This window comes from Brevibacillus brevis (assembly GCF_022026395.1).
Classification (GTDB): domain Bacteria; phylum Bacillota; class Bacilli; order Brevibacillales; family Brevibacillaceae; genus Brevibacillus.
In genome coordinates, this window is record NZ_CP041767.1 from 3,300,672 (window position 1) to 3,315,550 (window position 14,879).

The following is a 14,879-nucleotide window of genomic DNA, read 5'->3' on the forward strand; positions in this document are numbered from 1 at the left end:
AGCAATGTTTTACGATGGCCCCATCTGCATGGCACGGATGGCTTCAAAATGAACTGCTAACAGAAACGCTTCTGTGTCATCTGCCTGCCACGCACTCTTCTCTTCCAAAAGAACTTTGTGCGAGAGCGTAACCATATCGGGATGAATTTCGGCGAATAACTCCGCTTCAATCACGGGCAGCCTTTCACCGTTGGTCATCCGTCGTACAAATGCCAGTACATGAGCTCCGATGGCTAGCCAGCGATCTCTCGGTATTTGAATCTCCATGAGGCGGAACTCCTCCTCAATTTTTTGGAGAATTTGTTTTGTTTCTGAAATTTCAGATAAATATTCTGATTTTGTCTCAATCAGTTCCTTGAGAATGTCATCAATCATTTGCATGTCAGTACCCTTCCCGAAGTAATCCCTTGATAAGCCACTACTCTTTCCATTGTCTCCACCGTTTCTTGTTCACTGTCGGTCAAAATTGTCGGCTCTTTTTTAATCTGCAAAATGGATACGTCCGCGCATGCCCCTACTTTCAACGTCCCGATCTCGTTTTCCAGCCCGAGAATTCGTGCGGGCGCAAGCGTACTCGCAGCAATCACATCGTCGAGCGAATAACCCATGGCGAGAAACTTCGTGAGGGTGTGCGTCAAGCTGTGCACAGGACCATCGATGTTGCGCCGGTGAACATCCGTGCTAATGACATGTGGCTTAATACCTTGGGCCTGCGCATGACGCAATGTTTGGAAGCTGAAGCTCGCTTCGCCGTGCCCGATGTCGAGTAAGACTCCCCGCTCCAACGCGTCTTGCGCCTCTGGTATCAACTCTCCTCGTTCGTCGAACATCCCTCCTTTTTTTCCGTGAAACGCATGTGTCACTACGTCTCCCCGGTCTAAGAGAGGCAATATTTCCGTGAGTTTTGGCGGAGCGTTTCCGATGTGAACCATCATAGGTACGCCCGCTCCCCTCGCTGCTTCCTTGGCTACGAGCAAGGGTTGTATCCCGTTTTGCTTGACGACAGAACCGCTCATGCGGGCTTTTACCCCTCGTAAAATCGGTTGTTTTCTTATGAGGGCTGCCGCTTCTCTCGGGGTTAACCGCGACATGTCTGCGAGTTCCCCGCCTCCTGTGCACAAGCCATCCCCTGAAATGTTCAGAAATGCCAGAACACGAGTAACAGAAGGATACACTGCTTCTTCAAGAAAAGCATCAAACGACCATAGTCCGACACTGCCAGCATCTACTACGGTTGTCACTCCTTGCTCGATCCCGACCCGATCCGCGGCTACGCCCAAACTCGTCTTTGTCGGAAAAACATGAGCGTGCAAATCGATCAGACCAGGTGTCACCACATATCCCTCAGCATCGATTATCTCCTTGCTTTCCAGATTCATCCCTTGATCATCGGTTGTCTTCCCTTTCTCATACAACCCAACGATCCGCCCTTCCCGAATGGCAAGATCATAGTGCCCGTTCAGGTTCTGGGAAGGATCAACGACCCGTCCGTTGCGTATGAGTAGATCCACTTTCACTCTCTACCGTCCCCTTTCCTGAAAAATAGCGCATAATGGCCGTCACTTCACTAGGTGGAACTTGGAGGTTTGCCTCAGCCATCAATCGGTTCAGCCTTTCACGCCATGCCTTCCATTCTATCGATTCCGCCTCTGCCGACGATTCCCACTCCTCCTGATAAGGTGAGCCAAAAGCCAGTCGATTTACCATCAATAGGAGGTGCAGCGTCAGTCCGCTTGCCATTTGTTCTGTTAGGTACTCCCGGAAAGCAGTCACGATTTTTTGACTGATTTCATACCCTTTGCAAATGACATCCTGGGACAGCCTCTCGACCACCGGCAAATCTGACGGAATAAGATCAGCAGTCAGAGTAGGGAACCAAGCTTCCTTGCGAGCATTCACAGCCTGCTCTCGAATTCCTCCCTCCACTTGCAAGGCTTCCAGACAGTTCTGAATCTGGTTGATATCTTGGCGGGTTGGAAGAGGACTGACAATCACAACAGGCACCTCAGCTTTGATCGGAAGGACACTAATGATGACATCCACGCGACGACTCGCCAAATACTTCTCTACCTCTGTGCTGGAACACAGGCCTACGACCCGAAGTGAACGCAATTCGCTTTCCAGGTACGTTTTCAAAAACCGTGAAGTCCCTCTGCCTGTTCCGCACACGACGAGCGCATCTGCCTTTTTCTGCTCCAGCCAGCGATCATAAGCTGCTTGAAAATGCAGAACAAAGTAAGCAATGTCGGCATCAAGCCAATACACCCCGCGATGCCAAAACACTTCTTCGCATGAGCGCTTGACTGCATCAAACATGCGTGCGTAGGAACGGCGAATCTCCTCCGTCAGAGGATTCGCAAAAAGAACTCCCTGACGATAACGGTTCAAACTGTCATCCAGGTGAGCAAATAGCAGTCTGACCAGTTCCTGATCCTCGTACAACGGTGCCAGCATCCGGTTACTAACCGCTTCCGTCAGCTCTTTGGTGGCCTGGAAAACGTCCAAAACAATCCTCCCTGCTCGCGCCTCTCGTGGCACCTGTTCGGTCCCTAACAGAGGAAGGCACGCATACGCAATCTCGTGTTCGGGAATAACGACGTTCAATCGCTGACATAATGCTCGAACCTCGTGTGAAAACAGCTCGTACCCGATCCAATGCCTCGCTTCTCCCATCTCGGCATCATCTGCAGTGACCAATTGACCCCGCTGTACGCGATGGACGACAATGCATAAGCGAATCAGCAAACTAATCAGCGCTCGGTCTGTCAGCGTCTCCGCAGCAGCATTCATCCATGCTTTGATGCTGTGAATAATCTCCCCTAATTCTGCCCGGCTGATCAGCCACTTCTCCAATAACGGACCCGTTCTCGCCTCTTGTCCATTTTCTAAAAACATCCCCTGTACCATCCGATACATGTCGTTTCCATCCAACAGATCGTGAATCAAGTTTTCGAGAGCATACCGCTTGTGCCGCTCACTCCCGTCCACACGTACACCGTACCTCTGCTTCGTGACGAGCTCAAGACGCCAGCCATCGAGCAGCTTTTCCGCGTCCTTAACATCGGCAACGACTGTATTGCGACTGACTCCCATGTGGTCGGCCAAATCGTTCATCCTCTGATACCCATCTGACAGCAGAAGAATGAACAAAAAATGCTTGACCCGATCCTTTTGCGGCAGAATGAGTGTCTTGCTGTCATCCCTTTGCAAATTTTCCTTCAAAGCATTTCGATGCTCTTGTTCTTCCGTGATCCACAGCCCTTTATTCGGTTGAGAATGGAGGATGACATTTCGTTCCTTTAGCCATTGCCTGACGTTCTCCAGATCGTACTTGACGGTTCGCTCGCTAACTTGGAAATCGCGCGCTACATCCTTAATTTTCAGCGGATAATAGCTGTCGAGTATCACCTTCAGTAATGAATGGGAACGTGTGGTTAAAAAGACCATTCCTTTCTCCTTTCCATAAAAAGCTGTGTCCTTGCTTGAGATTCATTATAGAAAACGCTTTCTCGGTGGTAAAGAACGATTCCTTTCCCCATCAATCGTGCAATTTTTGCAATTATCAGTTTGATTCGACAGCAATGAAAAAGATGACCCCGGTTAAAACTGGGGCCATCCTCTCTGTATAACCTATTTGACATAGATCGTCGTTTTTGCAGTTGCCTTTGTATCCGTTTCGATATTTTTCACTGCTGCCCCAAACTTATGTGTCTTTTTTTGCTCTGGCTTGAACTTTAGCAGTACTTTATGCGTTTTATTTTCATCATCATATTCTTCATTGATTTCGGTCACGTCAAACTTTATCACTCCGCTTCCACTTATCTCCTCATCTTTTTCTTTATCATACATTTTCAAGAAAAAGAAAGGAGTATAGGTTCCCTCTTTACGTGGAGTAAAGTAGCCTGTTGTTACGTATACCCCTTTCTTGCGATCATGTGTGGTTCTTACTTTTTCTACCTTTTGAGTCGTATCTACTGAATTAAACGAGAAAAATAAAAACTTCGCGTCTTCTCGAATCATTCCCTTATACGGAGTATGTACAGTGAATTTTATTTTTTCACCAACTTTAAGTTTTTGTTCAGGTGAAATAAAAAATTCTGAATCTACAGAAGGCACCGTTACCGGCATGTTGTCTACAAAGATCCTTTTATTCGCTCTTCCTACCCATATTTTATCTGTATCACTCATAATGATCTCAAACTCGATACCCAAACTTCCCACTCTGTCGCCGATAATATCCTCCGGTGTAAATGTCGCCTTTGACACATAGTTCTTTCCCTTTATTTTCGTGTCTGGCTCAATGGTTATCGTCTGCTCTTTATCCATTTTTGCCTTAACCACGATTTTCGCTTCGAATGATTTTCCCTCTTTTTTCGTAACGGCCTCCACCTGAATCTTCGTACCGGGAGCATACCTGTCTTTGTCTGGACTTATATTTAGTTCAACCGGTATCGACTCTTCCATTTCTTCAGATGCCAAGGTGACTGTTGGTGACGATGTAACAAGCAAGGCTGATGCAACCATCCAGCTCATGAGGAAATAAATCCACGAAGACTGCTTTCGCTTCATGAAAAGCATTCCGTACCCCTCCAACCATTTTTTGGTGAAAACCTCCATCCAAATAGTATCATTACACAAAAAAGGTCCGCAACGAAAGGTTACGGACCTCTACCAATACCTCTACTTGTAGGAGGTGCTTACAGAATTCCACCCAAGCTCGCACCTTTGACAAACAGTCGTTCGATATTTTTCTCGACCGTTGGATCTGGTACCAATGGGGGTGCTTGATGTGGTTTGGTGCGGGCATCAATAATCAGATTATCGCAACCCCAATGCTTGTTCTCATAGTAGCTGTTCACACCGTACATGTCGTGGGATGGATTGCTTCGTGTGAAGGTTGCCCACAGGAAGTTTTGTAGCGACGCGCTCAGGAAGGTACTATCATCACAAAGGATGATCATCGGGCAAGACGGGATCGGCCCCCTCGCCTGAATCGCATCACACAGATTCTGTAATTGCTGCTGGGCGCTCGCGTAATCGGTAAATGCAGGACCCTGGATCGACACCACACCTGGCATAATCAGGCGGGCATTCTCAAACTCTCGCAAATCCTTCAGTTCATCCGGTACCTCTTTGCACAGCTCTCGTTTTTGATCGCCGTAAGCTGCGAGGACAACCTTACTGCCACTGTTTAAGCCCGTTCCCGAATAATCCAGCGTATCAATAGTCGTGTTTGTATAAAAATGAACATCGCGATGCAAATCGATTCTCTCCAGAATATAGGTCATAAAATCAACTTCATCATGCGTCGTCAATGGTCGGTTTTCTTCGGCGGTAATGAATAAATACTTGGCTAAGCTCAATTGTCCCGTCCCTAAAATGCGGTTGGCAATGGTGAGCATCTCCGTCGGCTGTTTGACTTGCTGATATGGCGTATACCGCTCGCTTCCGATGGCAAACAGCAGCGGATGTACACCGGCGGCATCTACTGCGTGGACTTCTTTAACACCCGGGATTTCTTGTTTGATCGCATCACCCGTTAACTCGTGAATCAACTGACCGAACGATGTATCCTCTTGTGGCGGACGGCCCACAACTGTGAATGGCCAAATGGCATTCGGCTTGGCATACACTTTCTTTACCTTCATCACAGGGAATGGATGGATCAGACTGTAATAGCCCAGATGGTCACCGAATGGTCCTTCTGGTTTCGTATCTCCAGGATAAATATCTCCTGTGATGACAAAATCCGCATCATTGCTTATGCAGTAACCATCGATATAGCTGTAGTGAAAACGACGCCCAGAGAGCAAACCTGCAAAAGTAATTTCGCTCAAGCCTTCTGGCAGCGGCATTACAGCCGACAAAGTATGTGCAGGTGGCCCGCCTACGAAACAGCTTACTTTCAGCGGCATCCCCATTTTGGTCGCTTTGGCTTGGTGGACTCCGATTCCACGATGGATTTGATAGTGCAAGCCAATTTCTTTGTTTACTTCATACTCATTACCAGTAAGCTGCACACGGTACATACCCAAATTGGAATTCATGATTCCCGGCTTGTCCGGATCCTCCGAATAGATTTGGGGCAGCGTCACAAAAGCTCCACCATCCATCGGCCAGCTTTGGATGAGTGGAAGGTCCGTTATGCTGATTTCCTGTGCAGTTACCGGCATGCTAGTGGATTTTTTTGCAGGCAATGCTTTCAGAGCAGCAAAGCCGTTCTCGATATTTTTAAATGGCTGCTTTAGCGCTTTCATCGGATCATTGCGCATGGCGATGATATTTTCAGCGGCTTTCCAGGTGCTTCTGAAAATAAACTTGCTGCGCTCAATTGTACCAAATAGATTGGATACCGCGCGAAATTTTGAGCCTTTTACATTTTCAAACAACAAAGCTGGTCCGCCTGCTTCATACACCTTCAAATGAATGGCGGCCATTTCCAGATAGGGATCTACTTCTTCGCGAATACGGACCAAATGTCCGTGCCTTTCCAAGTCAAGGATGCACTCTTCTAAATTCTGATACATATCTATAGGGCTCCAATCACTAGATTCTAGATTTACCTGTAGATCAATACCTTCTCATCATACAGGAAAGATCCTACAAATTCACGATACCCTTCCGCACAATTTCTTGAAGCTCGCTCAGCTCTCTGATTTCGTACGTCGGCTGAATGCTCGTCTGATTTTGCTTGCCCAGCGGATTGAACCAGCACGTATCGATCCCGTAATGCGCTCCCCCTTGTATATCAGAGGTCAACGAATCTCCCACCATCAATACGTTCGCCTTCTCCGTCCATTGCAATTTGGAAAACGCGTAGTCAAAAATTTCCCGATCCGGCTTCTTATAGCCGACCTCTTCGGAAATAATCAGATGCTCAAAAGAGTCGCAAAGCGGTGAAGCGGCAATTCTTGCCGTTTGCACAGAGGCGAACCCATTCGTAATGATCGCCAAGCGGCAATCCTCCAAACTGTTGCACAATTCAACCGCTCCAGGTACCAAATGCACTTCTTTGCCCAAGGATTCAAGATAGGTGCTGCCGAACGCCTCTGCATCGACGTCTAGCTGAACAGCTTTGAAAAGTCTACGAAATCTCTCTACACCCAGCTCTGCTAGAGTGATCCGCCCCTTTTCTAAATCCTCCCACAATCCTTTACTGATCTCTTTGTAGGTCGCTCCATAATCAGACGATCCCGTAGCGAGTCCAAACTGGGAAAACGTCTTTTGCAAAGCATTTTCTTCTGTCGTTTTGAAGTCAAGAAGTGTATCATCTACATCGAATAAGATGACTTGATAGCGCATGGCAACCTCCAGAAATCTTTACTGATCAAGTATTCGTACAAACTAACACCTTTCTATCATATCAAAAATAGAAGGCCAAACTGCATACAAAAAGCCTCGAACTGTATCATTCGAGGCCAAGAAAGCTATTTTAGAGGAGCGGCTTCTGGATCAACGTCGCGAATTTGAACCGATGAACATGACCATCGTTGAATGTGGTCGATCCACTTACGAAATGAACATGTTTCCCATTCCCAACCGGGATGGCAGGTCCAGTAACAATTCTCACACCATGCAGATGATTAAAGAAATCTGTGCTGGATCGAATGACATGAACGTGGCTGTTTCCTCTCGGGATGGCTTGACCAGTGACACCAGCAAAACGGTGGTTATGCCGATCTGCTCCTTGTTCTGCAAGCTGCGTACTACCTAAAAACTCATGAACATGTCTTTGAAGCCGCGTTGTACTTTTTCGTTTTAACTTCCATTTCATCCTATTCTTTTTCGCCATTACTTCCATCCTTCCACCCTTGGCTTACTCCCACTATATTCAGGCAGACAAGGAGGCGAACTGGTCAACAGCTTGTTTTCTACGAAAATCCATACTACCCTAGCTTAGTTCACACTTTTTCCAACATAGCTCCCTGCAATAATGATCGAATTGGTATATCCGCCACTTACATTATCGAAACCTGAGAGTAAGGTTGGAACCCCCAGAAATTCAACTGTATCTTCTTCGTAGATATCTAATCCACCTAGATAAACGACTTGGTAGCTATGCTCCTCGTCATTGACGACATGCAAGACAGAAACGGTTCCCATTTCCGGTATTTCTTCCTCTTCGATGCTTAGCACTGTTCCTTTATCTTGAATCATCGAGGCATGATACTTGGAAATATTTTTATTGATATGTTTCGGTTGCACATTTTGATCAACTAATTGCTTGGCTTCCTTCACTTTCTCCCCGGTTGCCGGGAACAGATGAGCATACTTCGCCAAAAACGCTTTGGATTCCGGTGGAAATTCTTCTCCAGCTTTAAAGCCATTCACTTCATGTAGGGCGAGTACAGCCATCGAAAGATACGTAGCGACATTATTATTTTCTGATTCCACCACTCCCCCTTTAGCTTCACTCGTGGAAGAAGAGCCTTGTGTGGCTAAATTGGAAAACGCGGATGAAGCACTTGAATTGGTTGAACCACATCCTGTAGCAAGAATAAAGGCAACAAGTATGAATGCATAAGAAAATGAAACTCTCATGTAAATCAACCTTTCCTATTATTTCCTTCCCTTCATTATCTCATGGTATATTATCTCTCAACAAGGTAAAAGGAAGGTGAAGCAATGAACGCACTCTTAGTAATTGATGTACAAAACGGAATTGTGATTTGTGGGGATTACGAAGAAGAACTTTTTTTGATGGAACAGGTAATCAAAGATTTTAAAGAGAGCAATCGCCCTGTCATTTTTATCAGACATATCGATGATGCAGAAGAAAGTCCACTGAATAGAAGCTCTATCGGCTCTGAAATACGCCCTTCGTTAAAAGACTATTCCGACTACTTAATCGAGAAGCATACTCCTAGCTCCTTCTTCCAAACGGAGCTCTCACACACTTTAGAAAAGTTAGGGGTCGATCATCTTTTTATCATCGGTTTTGAGACGGAATTTTGTTGTATGTTTACGGCGATCGCTGCCTATGATCGCGGATATAAAGTGACATTCATTAAGGACGCAACTGGAACAACAAATACCGCCGAAACATACGGCATGCAAGGTTTAGACATTAACCGGTTTGTAGGTACCGTTCTTCGTTGGTCGAGTGTCATTGAAGTAGTAAACTACGCCGAGTACACTGAAAAATACAAGTGATGTGAGAAGGCACTTAAAAGAGAACTAGCTGATAGCCAATCCTTTGCAGAACGTTCCGTTAGCTATATGACAAAAGATGTCATAATGAACGATTTATACTGAATCCATCAACGAAACGATTGGAGGATTTCAGTATGACAGGTCTGCGTATTTTTGCAAAATGGGTAATGATCGTAGGGTTGTGCCTGATGTTCGTTTCATCTGGTATTTACAAGCTGATAGGACATCCAGAGGCAACACTTGCTTTCCAAGCACTCGGGTTTCCCTCTTGGTTTCAAGTTGTGATCGGTTTAGGAGAAGTGCTCGGCGGACTAGGGTTACTGATGAAAAAGTATACACGTTACGCCGCCTACGTGCTCGCAGTGATTATGCTGGGTGCTACAATCACTCTTCTTTTACATGGTGACACATCTACTGTAGCGATTCCGCTTGTCTTATTCCTTGTTTTCTTGCTGATCGGTCGCCAGAGTGGTAGCAAAAAACAGCCGAATCGTGCTTCGTCAATTTAATTTTATGACTCACTAAAAAGGCCGCCAGTTCCCCCTCCTTTACCAAATGAGGATCTGACGGCCTCCCGTTTTTTCTTCGAGCTCGTTCGTTTACAAATGCTTTTTTATAAAGTGTAGTAGGGTCTGACCTTGTGCGGTAAGAATTGCTCCCTTACCTTGGCATTTTGGGCATGATTCCTCTTGCTTGTTTTCATTCACAAGAATCCCCTTGCCTTCGCATTCCCAGCAGGATTGCTCTAAGTCATCCATCGAAATCGTCATGAGGCATAACCCTTTCCCTGCTAAAAATAACCGTACCTTGTCCTTATTTTAACACGAATTCGTCATGTTCTGCCAGCAAGTTCACTTTCGCTGTGGCAGGCTCTTCCTATGTAGAGATGCAAATATTTCCACATACCCTTCTGCCCGGGATCATAGTAGGTAAAGATAGTAAAAAAGGAGGGATGACATGTGGATCAAGAAAAAGTAACCATCAAGATTAACGACAATGGATCAATTCGTGTTACCGGTGAAGTTGAGTTGCTGGATGGCGCAGGTGACAAGTATGATGTCGGTTCATCTTTTTCACTCTGTCGATGCGGTCAATCCGAGAAAAAACCGTTCTGTGATGGCACGCATAAAAAAGTAGGCTTTGAAAGTGCACCACGAGCAAAAGCATGATCCGAAAGAGCGCAGATGCGCTCTTTTTCTTTTATCCATCGCTTTTTATGTCAAATTGTTTCCTCCTCGAACTATTGGTATAATTTTGAAAAGCATTCTGAAAGCGAAAAGCCTATGATAAAGACATTCCGATCCCATACGCAATGGCGAAGAACTTTCCTTCGTCAGTTATGGCTGACAAAGTTAGGAGTCCACAACCATGTATGCACAAGTTGTACGTTACAATCAATTTGGCGAGCCCCATGAAGTATTGAAGGTCGAACAACGACTGATTGAACCTTTGAAGCAAGATGAAATTTTAGTAAAAATGAGCGCACGTCCCATTAATCCTTCTGATGTCATTCCAATTCGTGGTGCTTACAAGCATCGTATCAACCTTCCCGCCATTCCCGGGTATGAGGGGGTTGGTACCGTAATTGATACAGGTCCTTTTGCTCCCCGCTCTCTTATCGGGAAACGTGTTCTGCCTTTGCGCGGTGAGGGTACGTGGCAAGAATACGTAAAAACGACAGCAGAGCTAGCCATTGCGGTTCCTGATTCGATCCCAGATGATATCGCCTGTCGGTTGTACATAAACCCCATCACTGCGTGGGTCATATGCAATGAGACCCTTCAACTGTCTTCTCAGCAGGTTTTGTTAGTCAATGCAGCCAACTCAGCCATTGGCCGTTTGTTTATTCAGCTATCCGCTCTTTTCGATTTTCGGGTGATCGCCATTGTCCGAAACGCAAGATACACCGAGGAGTTGATACAACTCGGAGCGTGGCATGTCATCGACAGTTCACGTGTGTCGGCTTATGATGCCATCATGAGTGTAACGCACGGACAAGGTGCGCATGCGTCTATTGATTCCATTGGCGGCCCAGACGGTTTAGAGCTGGCGAAGTCTACACGTGCCAGCGGGATTTTCTTGTCGTTAGGCCTTCTATCGGGAGTTCAAGTGGATTGGTCGATCATCTCGAAAGAGCTTGGCGTTCTCCCACAACTGTTTTTATTGCGCCACTGGAATCAACGCATATCTGTGTCTACCTGGCACGATACATTTGAGAAAGTCATCAAGCTTGTTGAGAATGGGAAACTCCTTTTGGCAGAGCCTGGAGAAAAATTTGCACTGCATGATGTAAAAGAGGCCGTGCAATTTGCGGAGAGCCGTCATCGTACGGGGAAAGTCATCTTGGTGTAAACACCAGAAAAAGACGCTAGGAACGGTCATGTACAAGTGGTTTCAATAACACCAAAGCCAAAAATGAGCGTCTTCTCGCCCTTTTTTGGCTTCGGCGAAACATAGGAGGTCCTATGGCTAGACATGAAAAGAGGTTTCTTAAAAATTATGAATCAAAAGCCTCGGAATATCTGAACGATAAAGAAAAAGCATCTCATCTCTTAAAAAAAGCAATGAAAAAAGCTGACAAAAAAGCGATCGGAGATGTTTGGGAGAATTTACAGCTACTCTTTAGTATTTTCGGTGATTGGTCGAGCGGAAAATATCGAACAATCCCTGTTAAATCCATCTTGATGATTATTGGCGGGATTTTGTACTTTGTTTCACCCATAGACGCCATCACAGATTTTATTCCTGTTGCTGGTTTACTAGATGACGCGACAATCATTGGATTGGTGTTTCGGCAAGTGAGCAGCGACCTTACTCTATACAAAGAATGGAAACAAAAGGAGTTTTTACAGGAATAGGAAAAATACATTCGAGTAGAGCGAGGTGATTTGATGACGTTACACAAGTATTTACATCATACATTTCCAGCGTTAATGCTAAGACCGCCCTTGTTTTATAGCTGGGATATTGGAATTCGTTTTGAGCTGGGTGTGAACTACGATTACCATAACGTTTATGAAAATTGTCCCTATTTACAGGGGGTTTATGGCCGAGCGATTACTTTATTCAAGTCTTTGCATGCACCTCATGATGACATTTTTATCGTCGTGGATGTAAACGATTTTGGGGACGGTGGGGCTTTCAAGCGTAAATTGAATGCCTTTTCCAAGTATGTGAAGAACAAATCCCTTTTGTATAAGCTGCAACAACACACTATCCCTTATGTTTTTCCAGAAGACGATGAAAATAAGACCTATCGAACGCATCGATTCGCCTTGAAGTGTAAGACATCGGACTTTTCATTTGTTCCGATGATAAAAGCGATCTGCCGTCAGGATATGGGATTACAACCACGTATTTTTCATCGGGTCTACTTTATCAATACGACTAAACAAACTATCTTTCACATCTATGACGATCGAGGCTGTGATTTATTAGCCACTTCTCCTGAAACCATCAGAGGGATTTACGAAAGCTATTCGCATTGGATTTTAGACTATGACAGAGCCAAGATCGATCAGGTATTTTCGTAAAGGGATGACAGCTATGGCAACACATTTCCGGCAGCGCGATAGATGTCATGCCACTCTTCTCGCGTCAAGCGAATATGGGCTGCTTTCACGCAATCTTTCATTCGGTCGATGTTCGTCGTGCCAATGACAGGTTGCATGTTCGCCGGGTGCCGTAGTAGCCAAGCGATGGCGATTGTCGTGTTGGACACTTCATATCTAGCTGCAATTTCATCGATTTTCTTGTTCAACTCAGGAAATTTCTCGTTCCCAAGGAAAGATCCTTCGAAAAATCCATACTGGAACGGCGACCAAGGCTGAATCGTAATATCGTGCAGCCTGCAGAAGTCGAGTACACTACCATCGCGGTTCACAGCCGAGTTGTTCTCCATATTGACGTTGAAGCCTTGCGAGATCATCGTCGCGTTCATAATGCTGAGCTGCAGCTGGTTAGCAACGATTGGTTGCTTCAAAAATTTGTTTAACAGCTGGATCTGCATCGGATTTTGGTTGGAAACGCCAAAGTGGCGCACTTTACCCATACTTTCCAAAAGATCGAACGCTTCCGCTACTTCTTCCGGCTCGACAAGCGTGTCTGGTCGATGAAGCAGCAATACATCCAAATATTCAGTTTTTAGGCGTCTGAGAATGCCATCCACTGCATTCAAAATATGCGCTTTGGAAAAGTCGAACATGCCAGGCCGAATACCACATTTTGATTGCAACAGGATACGCTCGCGCACGCTAGGGCTCATCTGAATTGCTTTTGCAAATACTTCCTCACAACTGCCTTTTCCATAAATATCTGCATGGTCGAAAAAGTTCGCTCCTTCTTCAAGTGCAGTTTGTACGAAGCGCTCCGCTTGCGATGTATCAAGTGATCCAATCCTCATGCAACCGATCGCGATGACTGGTACTTCCAACTTGCTCGTGCCGAGTGGTATGGTTCTCATGTCAATCCTCCGATTCCATTTTTTCATGTGTCATTTCAAAACAATCGTTTCAACACTCCCCCCTACTGGTGCTATAAAGGACAGGTTTCGATGTTGAAATGGAGGTACAGACAAAGAAAGCAGGGCTTGTTTAAGCGGATTATCATGAGAGCTCATTGGTTTATTCAACTCGCAAGACTGAGAATCCTGCGGGTATGGAATAGCCATGAATCAGAAAAGAGAGTTCTACAACGTTAAGGATTTCAGAAAGCAAAAACAGCCGGTTTTGTAAAGCCTGAAAAGCCTGCCTATCCCTCTAAAAGAGTGACAAGCGGCTTTTATTCTCCTCCTCTATAGCGATAACCTCTCTCGTTGCTTCTATGAAAGATAATATGATTGGTGAAAGCCATTTGTCTTTATGCCATAACATCTGTGTATACACGTGCAAGTCCGGAATTTGCCATGGAAGAGCAACAAGTTCGCCCCGTTCAACTTCCGCTTTCGTTGTCATTTCAGGAAGAAAGGCAATACCGATTCCCGTAATTGCACATTGTTTAATAGCTTCGGCATTTTGAAACTCTAAATACGTAAGACTATCAATGCCCTTTTTCTCAAATTGCCGGTCAAACATGGTTCGATAGGGACAACCCTTCTCATTCGTCAGGAACACTTGTCCATGAAAATCTTCCAGATGCAGTACAGTTAGTTTCGAGAGTGGGTGGTCTGGAGCGGCGAAAAAGCGGAACGTTTCTTCTACCAACGGCTCCACTGCAAGTGCGCTCGAGCGAATGGGTTCGTCCAACATAAAGACGACATCCGCGGCTCCCTCAAAAAGCGTTTGCTTGAGTTGTTGATTTGGAACGGAGCGGAAGATGAGACGAACTCTCGGATGGCGCGAACGAAATAGGTGAAAGACAACTGGAAGCCTATAGGCGCAAAGAACTTCGTTAGCACTTACAGTTAGGGTCCCGCTTACATTTTCATTGTCATGAACAACACTGCGAGCTTCGTCCAATTTGTCTAAAACGCTTTGAATATGAGTTAAAAAGCGTTTTCCCGCAGTTGTGAGAACGAGCTGCTTGCCCAAGCGGTCAAAGAGACGAACACCAAGCTCATCCTCCAATGCTTTTATTTGCATCGTGACGTTGGAGGGGACGTAGTTCAGCACTTCCGCAGCCCGACTGAAATTTAAAGTTGATGCAACCGTGCGGAACGTAATCAGTTGGCGCAATTCCATCATACAATCCCCTTTTACTTTCAAGATTATTGAATATTACTTTGAGTT

At 45.5% G+C, this 14,879-nt stretch carries 17 protein-coding genes; 6 read left to right on the plus strand and 11 right to left on the minus strand.

Features of this window, described 5'->3' with window-relative positions:
- Positions 1-9: 9 nt before the first annotated feature.
- From FO446_RS15785 to FO446_RS15820, 8 genes are all read right to left on the minus strand, one after another.
- Positions 10-381 (minus strand): hypothetical protein, encoded by a 372-nt coding sequence (locus FO446_RS15785; protein ID WP_173607794.1) that lies wholly within the window; start codon positions 379-381, stop codon positions 10-12.
- Positions 372-1,517, minus strand: a complete 1,146-nt coding sequence (locus FO446_RS15790) for an amidohydrolase/deacetylase family metallohydrolase (RefSeq protein ID WP_173607795.1) — start codon at positions 1,515-1,517, stop codon at positions 372-374. The genes FO446_RS15785 and FO446_RS15790 overlap by 10 nt, the downstream gene beginning before the upstream one ends.
- Complete coding sequence (locus FO446_RS15795) at positions 1,477-3,447, minus strand: BglG family transcription antiterminator (protein WP_237898486.1); 1,971 nt, start codon at positions 3,445-3,447, stop codon at positions 1,477-1,479. Before FO446_RS15795 ends, FO446_RS15790 begins: the two co-directional genes overlap by 41 nt.
- A gap of 183 nt (positions 3,448-3,630) precedes the next feature.
- Positions 3,631-4,578 carry a hypothetical protein gene (locus FO446_RS15800; protein ID WP_237898487.1) on the minus strand — a complete coding sequence of 316 codons (948 nt, stop codon included), beginning with the start codon at positions 4,576-4,578 and terminating at the stop codon, positions 3,631-3,633.
- Positions 4,579-4,697: 119 nt separating this feature from the next.
- A complete protein-coding gene (locus FO446_RS15805; RefSeq protein WP_232772992.1) occupies positions 4,698-6,527 on the minus strand; it encodes a UbiD family decarboxylase in 1,830 nt (609 codons plus the stop codon).
- Between the two features lie 73 nt (positions 6,528-6,600).
- Entirely contained in the window at positions 6,601-7,302 is a 702-nt protein-coding gene (locus FO446_RS15810; protein ID WP_232772993.1) for a YjjG family noncanonical pyrimidine nucleotidase, read from the minus strand.
- Between the two features lie 130 nt (positions 7,303-7,432).
- On the minus strand, positions 7,433-7,792 hold the full coding sequence (locus FO446_RS15815) for a YmaF family protein (RefSeq protein WP_173607799.1): 360 nt from the start codon (positions 7,790-7,792) through the stop codon (positions 7,433-7,435).
- Between the two features lie 104 nt (positions 7,793-7,896).
- Positions 7,897-8,541, minus strand: a complete 645-nt coding sequence (locus FO446_RS15820; protein WP_173607800.1) for a hypothetical protein — start codon at positions 8,539-8,541, stop codon at positions 7,897-7,899.
- Between the two features lie 84 nt (positions 8,542-8,625).
- Between FO446_RS15820 and FO446_RS15825 the strand changes: the two genes are divergently transcribed.
- Both FO446_RS15825 and FO446_RS15830 read left to right on the plus strand, forming a co-directional pair.
- The gene (locus tag FO446_RS15825; RefSeq protein ID WP_221868560.1) at positions 8,626-9,153 is read left to right on the plus strand and encodes an isochorismatase family protein; all 528 of its coding nucleotides are present in this window, start codon (positions 8,626-8,628) and stop codon (positions 9,151-9,153) included.
- 134 nt (positions 9,154-9,287) lie between these two features.
- Positions 9,288-9,662, plus strand: a complete 375-nt coding sequence (locus tag FO446_RS15830) for a DoxX family protein (protein WP_173607802.1) — start codon at positions 9,288-9,290, stop codon at positions 9,660-9,662.
- A 90-nt stretch (positions 9,663-9,752) separates the two neighbouring features.
- Here the strand turns inward: FO446_RS15830 and FO446_RS15835 are convergent, their stop codons facing one another.
- The gene (locus tag FO446_RS15835; RefSeq protein WP_069844814.1) at positions 9,753-9,923 is read right to left on the minus strand and encodes a tryptophan RNA-binding attenuation protein; all 171 of its coding nucleotides are present in this window, start codon (positions 9,921-9,923) and stop codon (positions 9,753-9,755) included.
- Positions 9,924-10,112: 189 nt separating this feature from the next.
- Between FO446_RS15835 and FO446_RS15840 the strand changes: the two genes are divergently transcribed.
- From FO446_RS15840 to FO446_RS15855, 4 genes are all read left to right on the plus strand, one after another.
- Positions 10,113-10,322, plus strand: coding sequence for a CDGSH iron-sulfur domain-containing protein (locus FO446_RS15840; RefSeq protein ID WP_173607803.1), 210 nt, complete (start codon positions 10,113-10,115; stop codon positions 10,320-10,322).
- 199 nt (positions 10,323-10,521) lie between these two features.
- Entirely contained in the window at positions 10,522-11,505 is a 984-nt protein-coding gene (locus FO446_RS15845) for a zinc-dependent alcohol dehydrogenase family protein (protein ID WP_237898488.1), read from the plus strand.
- Between the two features lie 113 nt (positions 11,506-11,618).
- The gene (locus tag FO446_RS15850) at positions 11,619-12,011 is read left to right on the plus strand and encodes a YkvA family protein (RefSeq protein WP_237898490.1); all 393 of its coding nucleotides are present in this window, start codon (positions 11,619-11,621) and stop codon (positions 12,009-12,011) included.
- Between the two features lie 33 nt (positions 12,012-12,044).
- Positions 12,045-12,686, plus strand: coding sequence for a DUF3885 domain-containing protein (locus tag FO446_RS15855; protein WP_221868566.1), 642 nt, complete (start codon positions 12,045-12,047; stop codon positions 12,684-12,686).
- An 11-nt stretch (positions 12,687-12,697) separates the two neighbouring features.
- Here the strand turns inward: FO446_RS15855 and FO446_RS15860 are convergent, their stop codons facing one another.
- On the minus strand, positions 12,698-13,615 hold the full coding sequence (locus FO446_RS15860) for an aldo/keto reductase (protein WP_221868567.1): 918 nt from the start codon (positions 13,613-13,615) through the stop codon (positions 12,698-12,700).
- 295 nt (positions 13,616-13,910) lie between these two features.
- A complete protein-coding gene (locus FO446_RS15865; protein WP_173608363.1) occupies positions 13,911-14,831 on the minus strand; it encodes a LysR family transcriptional regulator in 921 nt (306 codons plus the stop codon).
- Between the last annotated feature and the right edge of the window lie 48 nt (positions 14,832-14,879).

Coding starts and splice junctions, on each gene's coding strand:
- FO446_RS15785 (WP_173607794.1), bottom strand. CDS start 381: ATGCAAATGATTGATGACATTCTCAAGGAACTGATTGAGACAAAATCA.
- FO446_RS15795 (WP_237898486.1), bottom strand. CDS start 3,447: ATGGTCTTTTTAACCACACGTTCCCATTCATTACTGAAGGTGATACTC.
- FO446_RS15800 (WP_237898487.1), bottom strand. CDS start 4,578: ATGCTTTTCATGAAGCGAAAGCAGTCTTCGTGGATTTATTTCCTCATG.
- FO446_RS15805 (WP_232772992.1), bottom strand. CDS start 6,527: ATGTATCAGAATTTAGAAGAGTGCATCCTTGACTTGGAAAGGCACGGA.
- FO446_RS15810 (WP_232772993.1), bottom strand. CDS start 7,302: ATGCGCTATCAAGTCATCTTATTCGATGTAGATGATACACTTCTTGAC.
- FO446_RS15815 (WP_173607799.1), bottom strand. CDS start 7,792: ATGGCGAAAAAGAATAGGATGAAATGGAAGTTAAAACGAAAAAGTACA.
- FO446_RS15820 (WP_173607800.1), bottom strand. CDS start 8,541: ATGAGAGTTTCATTTTCTTATGCATTCATACTTGTTGCCTTTATTCTT.
- FO446_RS15825 (WP_221868560.1), top strand. CDS start 8,626: ATGAACGCACTCTTAGTAATTGATGTACAAAACGGAATTGTGATTTGT.
- FO446_RS15830 (WP_173607802.1), top strand. CDS start 9,288: ATGACAGGTCTGCGTATTTTTGCAAAATGGGTAATGATCGTAGGGTTG.
- FO446_RS15835 (WP_069844814.1), bottom strand. CDS start 9,923: ATGACGATTTCGATGGATGACTTAGAGCAATCCTGCTGGGAATGCGAA.
- FO446_RS15845 (WP_237898488.1), top strand. CDS start 10,522: ATGTATGCACAAGTTGTACGTTACAATCAATTTGGCGAGCCCCATGAA.
- FO446_RS15850 (WP_237898490.1), top strand. CDS start 11,619: ATGGCTAGACATGAAAAGAGGTTTCTTAAAAATTATGAATCAAAAGCC.
- FO446_RS15855 (WP_221868566.1), top strand. CDS start 12,045: ATGACGTTACACAAGTATTTACATCATACATTTCCAGCGTTAATGCTA.
- FO446_RS15860 (WP_221868567.1), bottom strand. CDS start 13,615: ATGAGAACCATACCACTCGGCACGAGCAAGTTGGAAGTACCAGTCATC.
- FO446_RS15865 (WP_173608363.1), bottom strand. CDS start 14,831: ATGGAATTGCGCCAACTGATTACGTTCCGCACGGTTGCATCAACTTTA.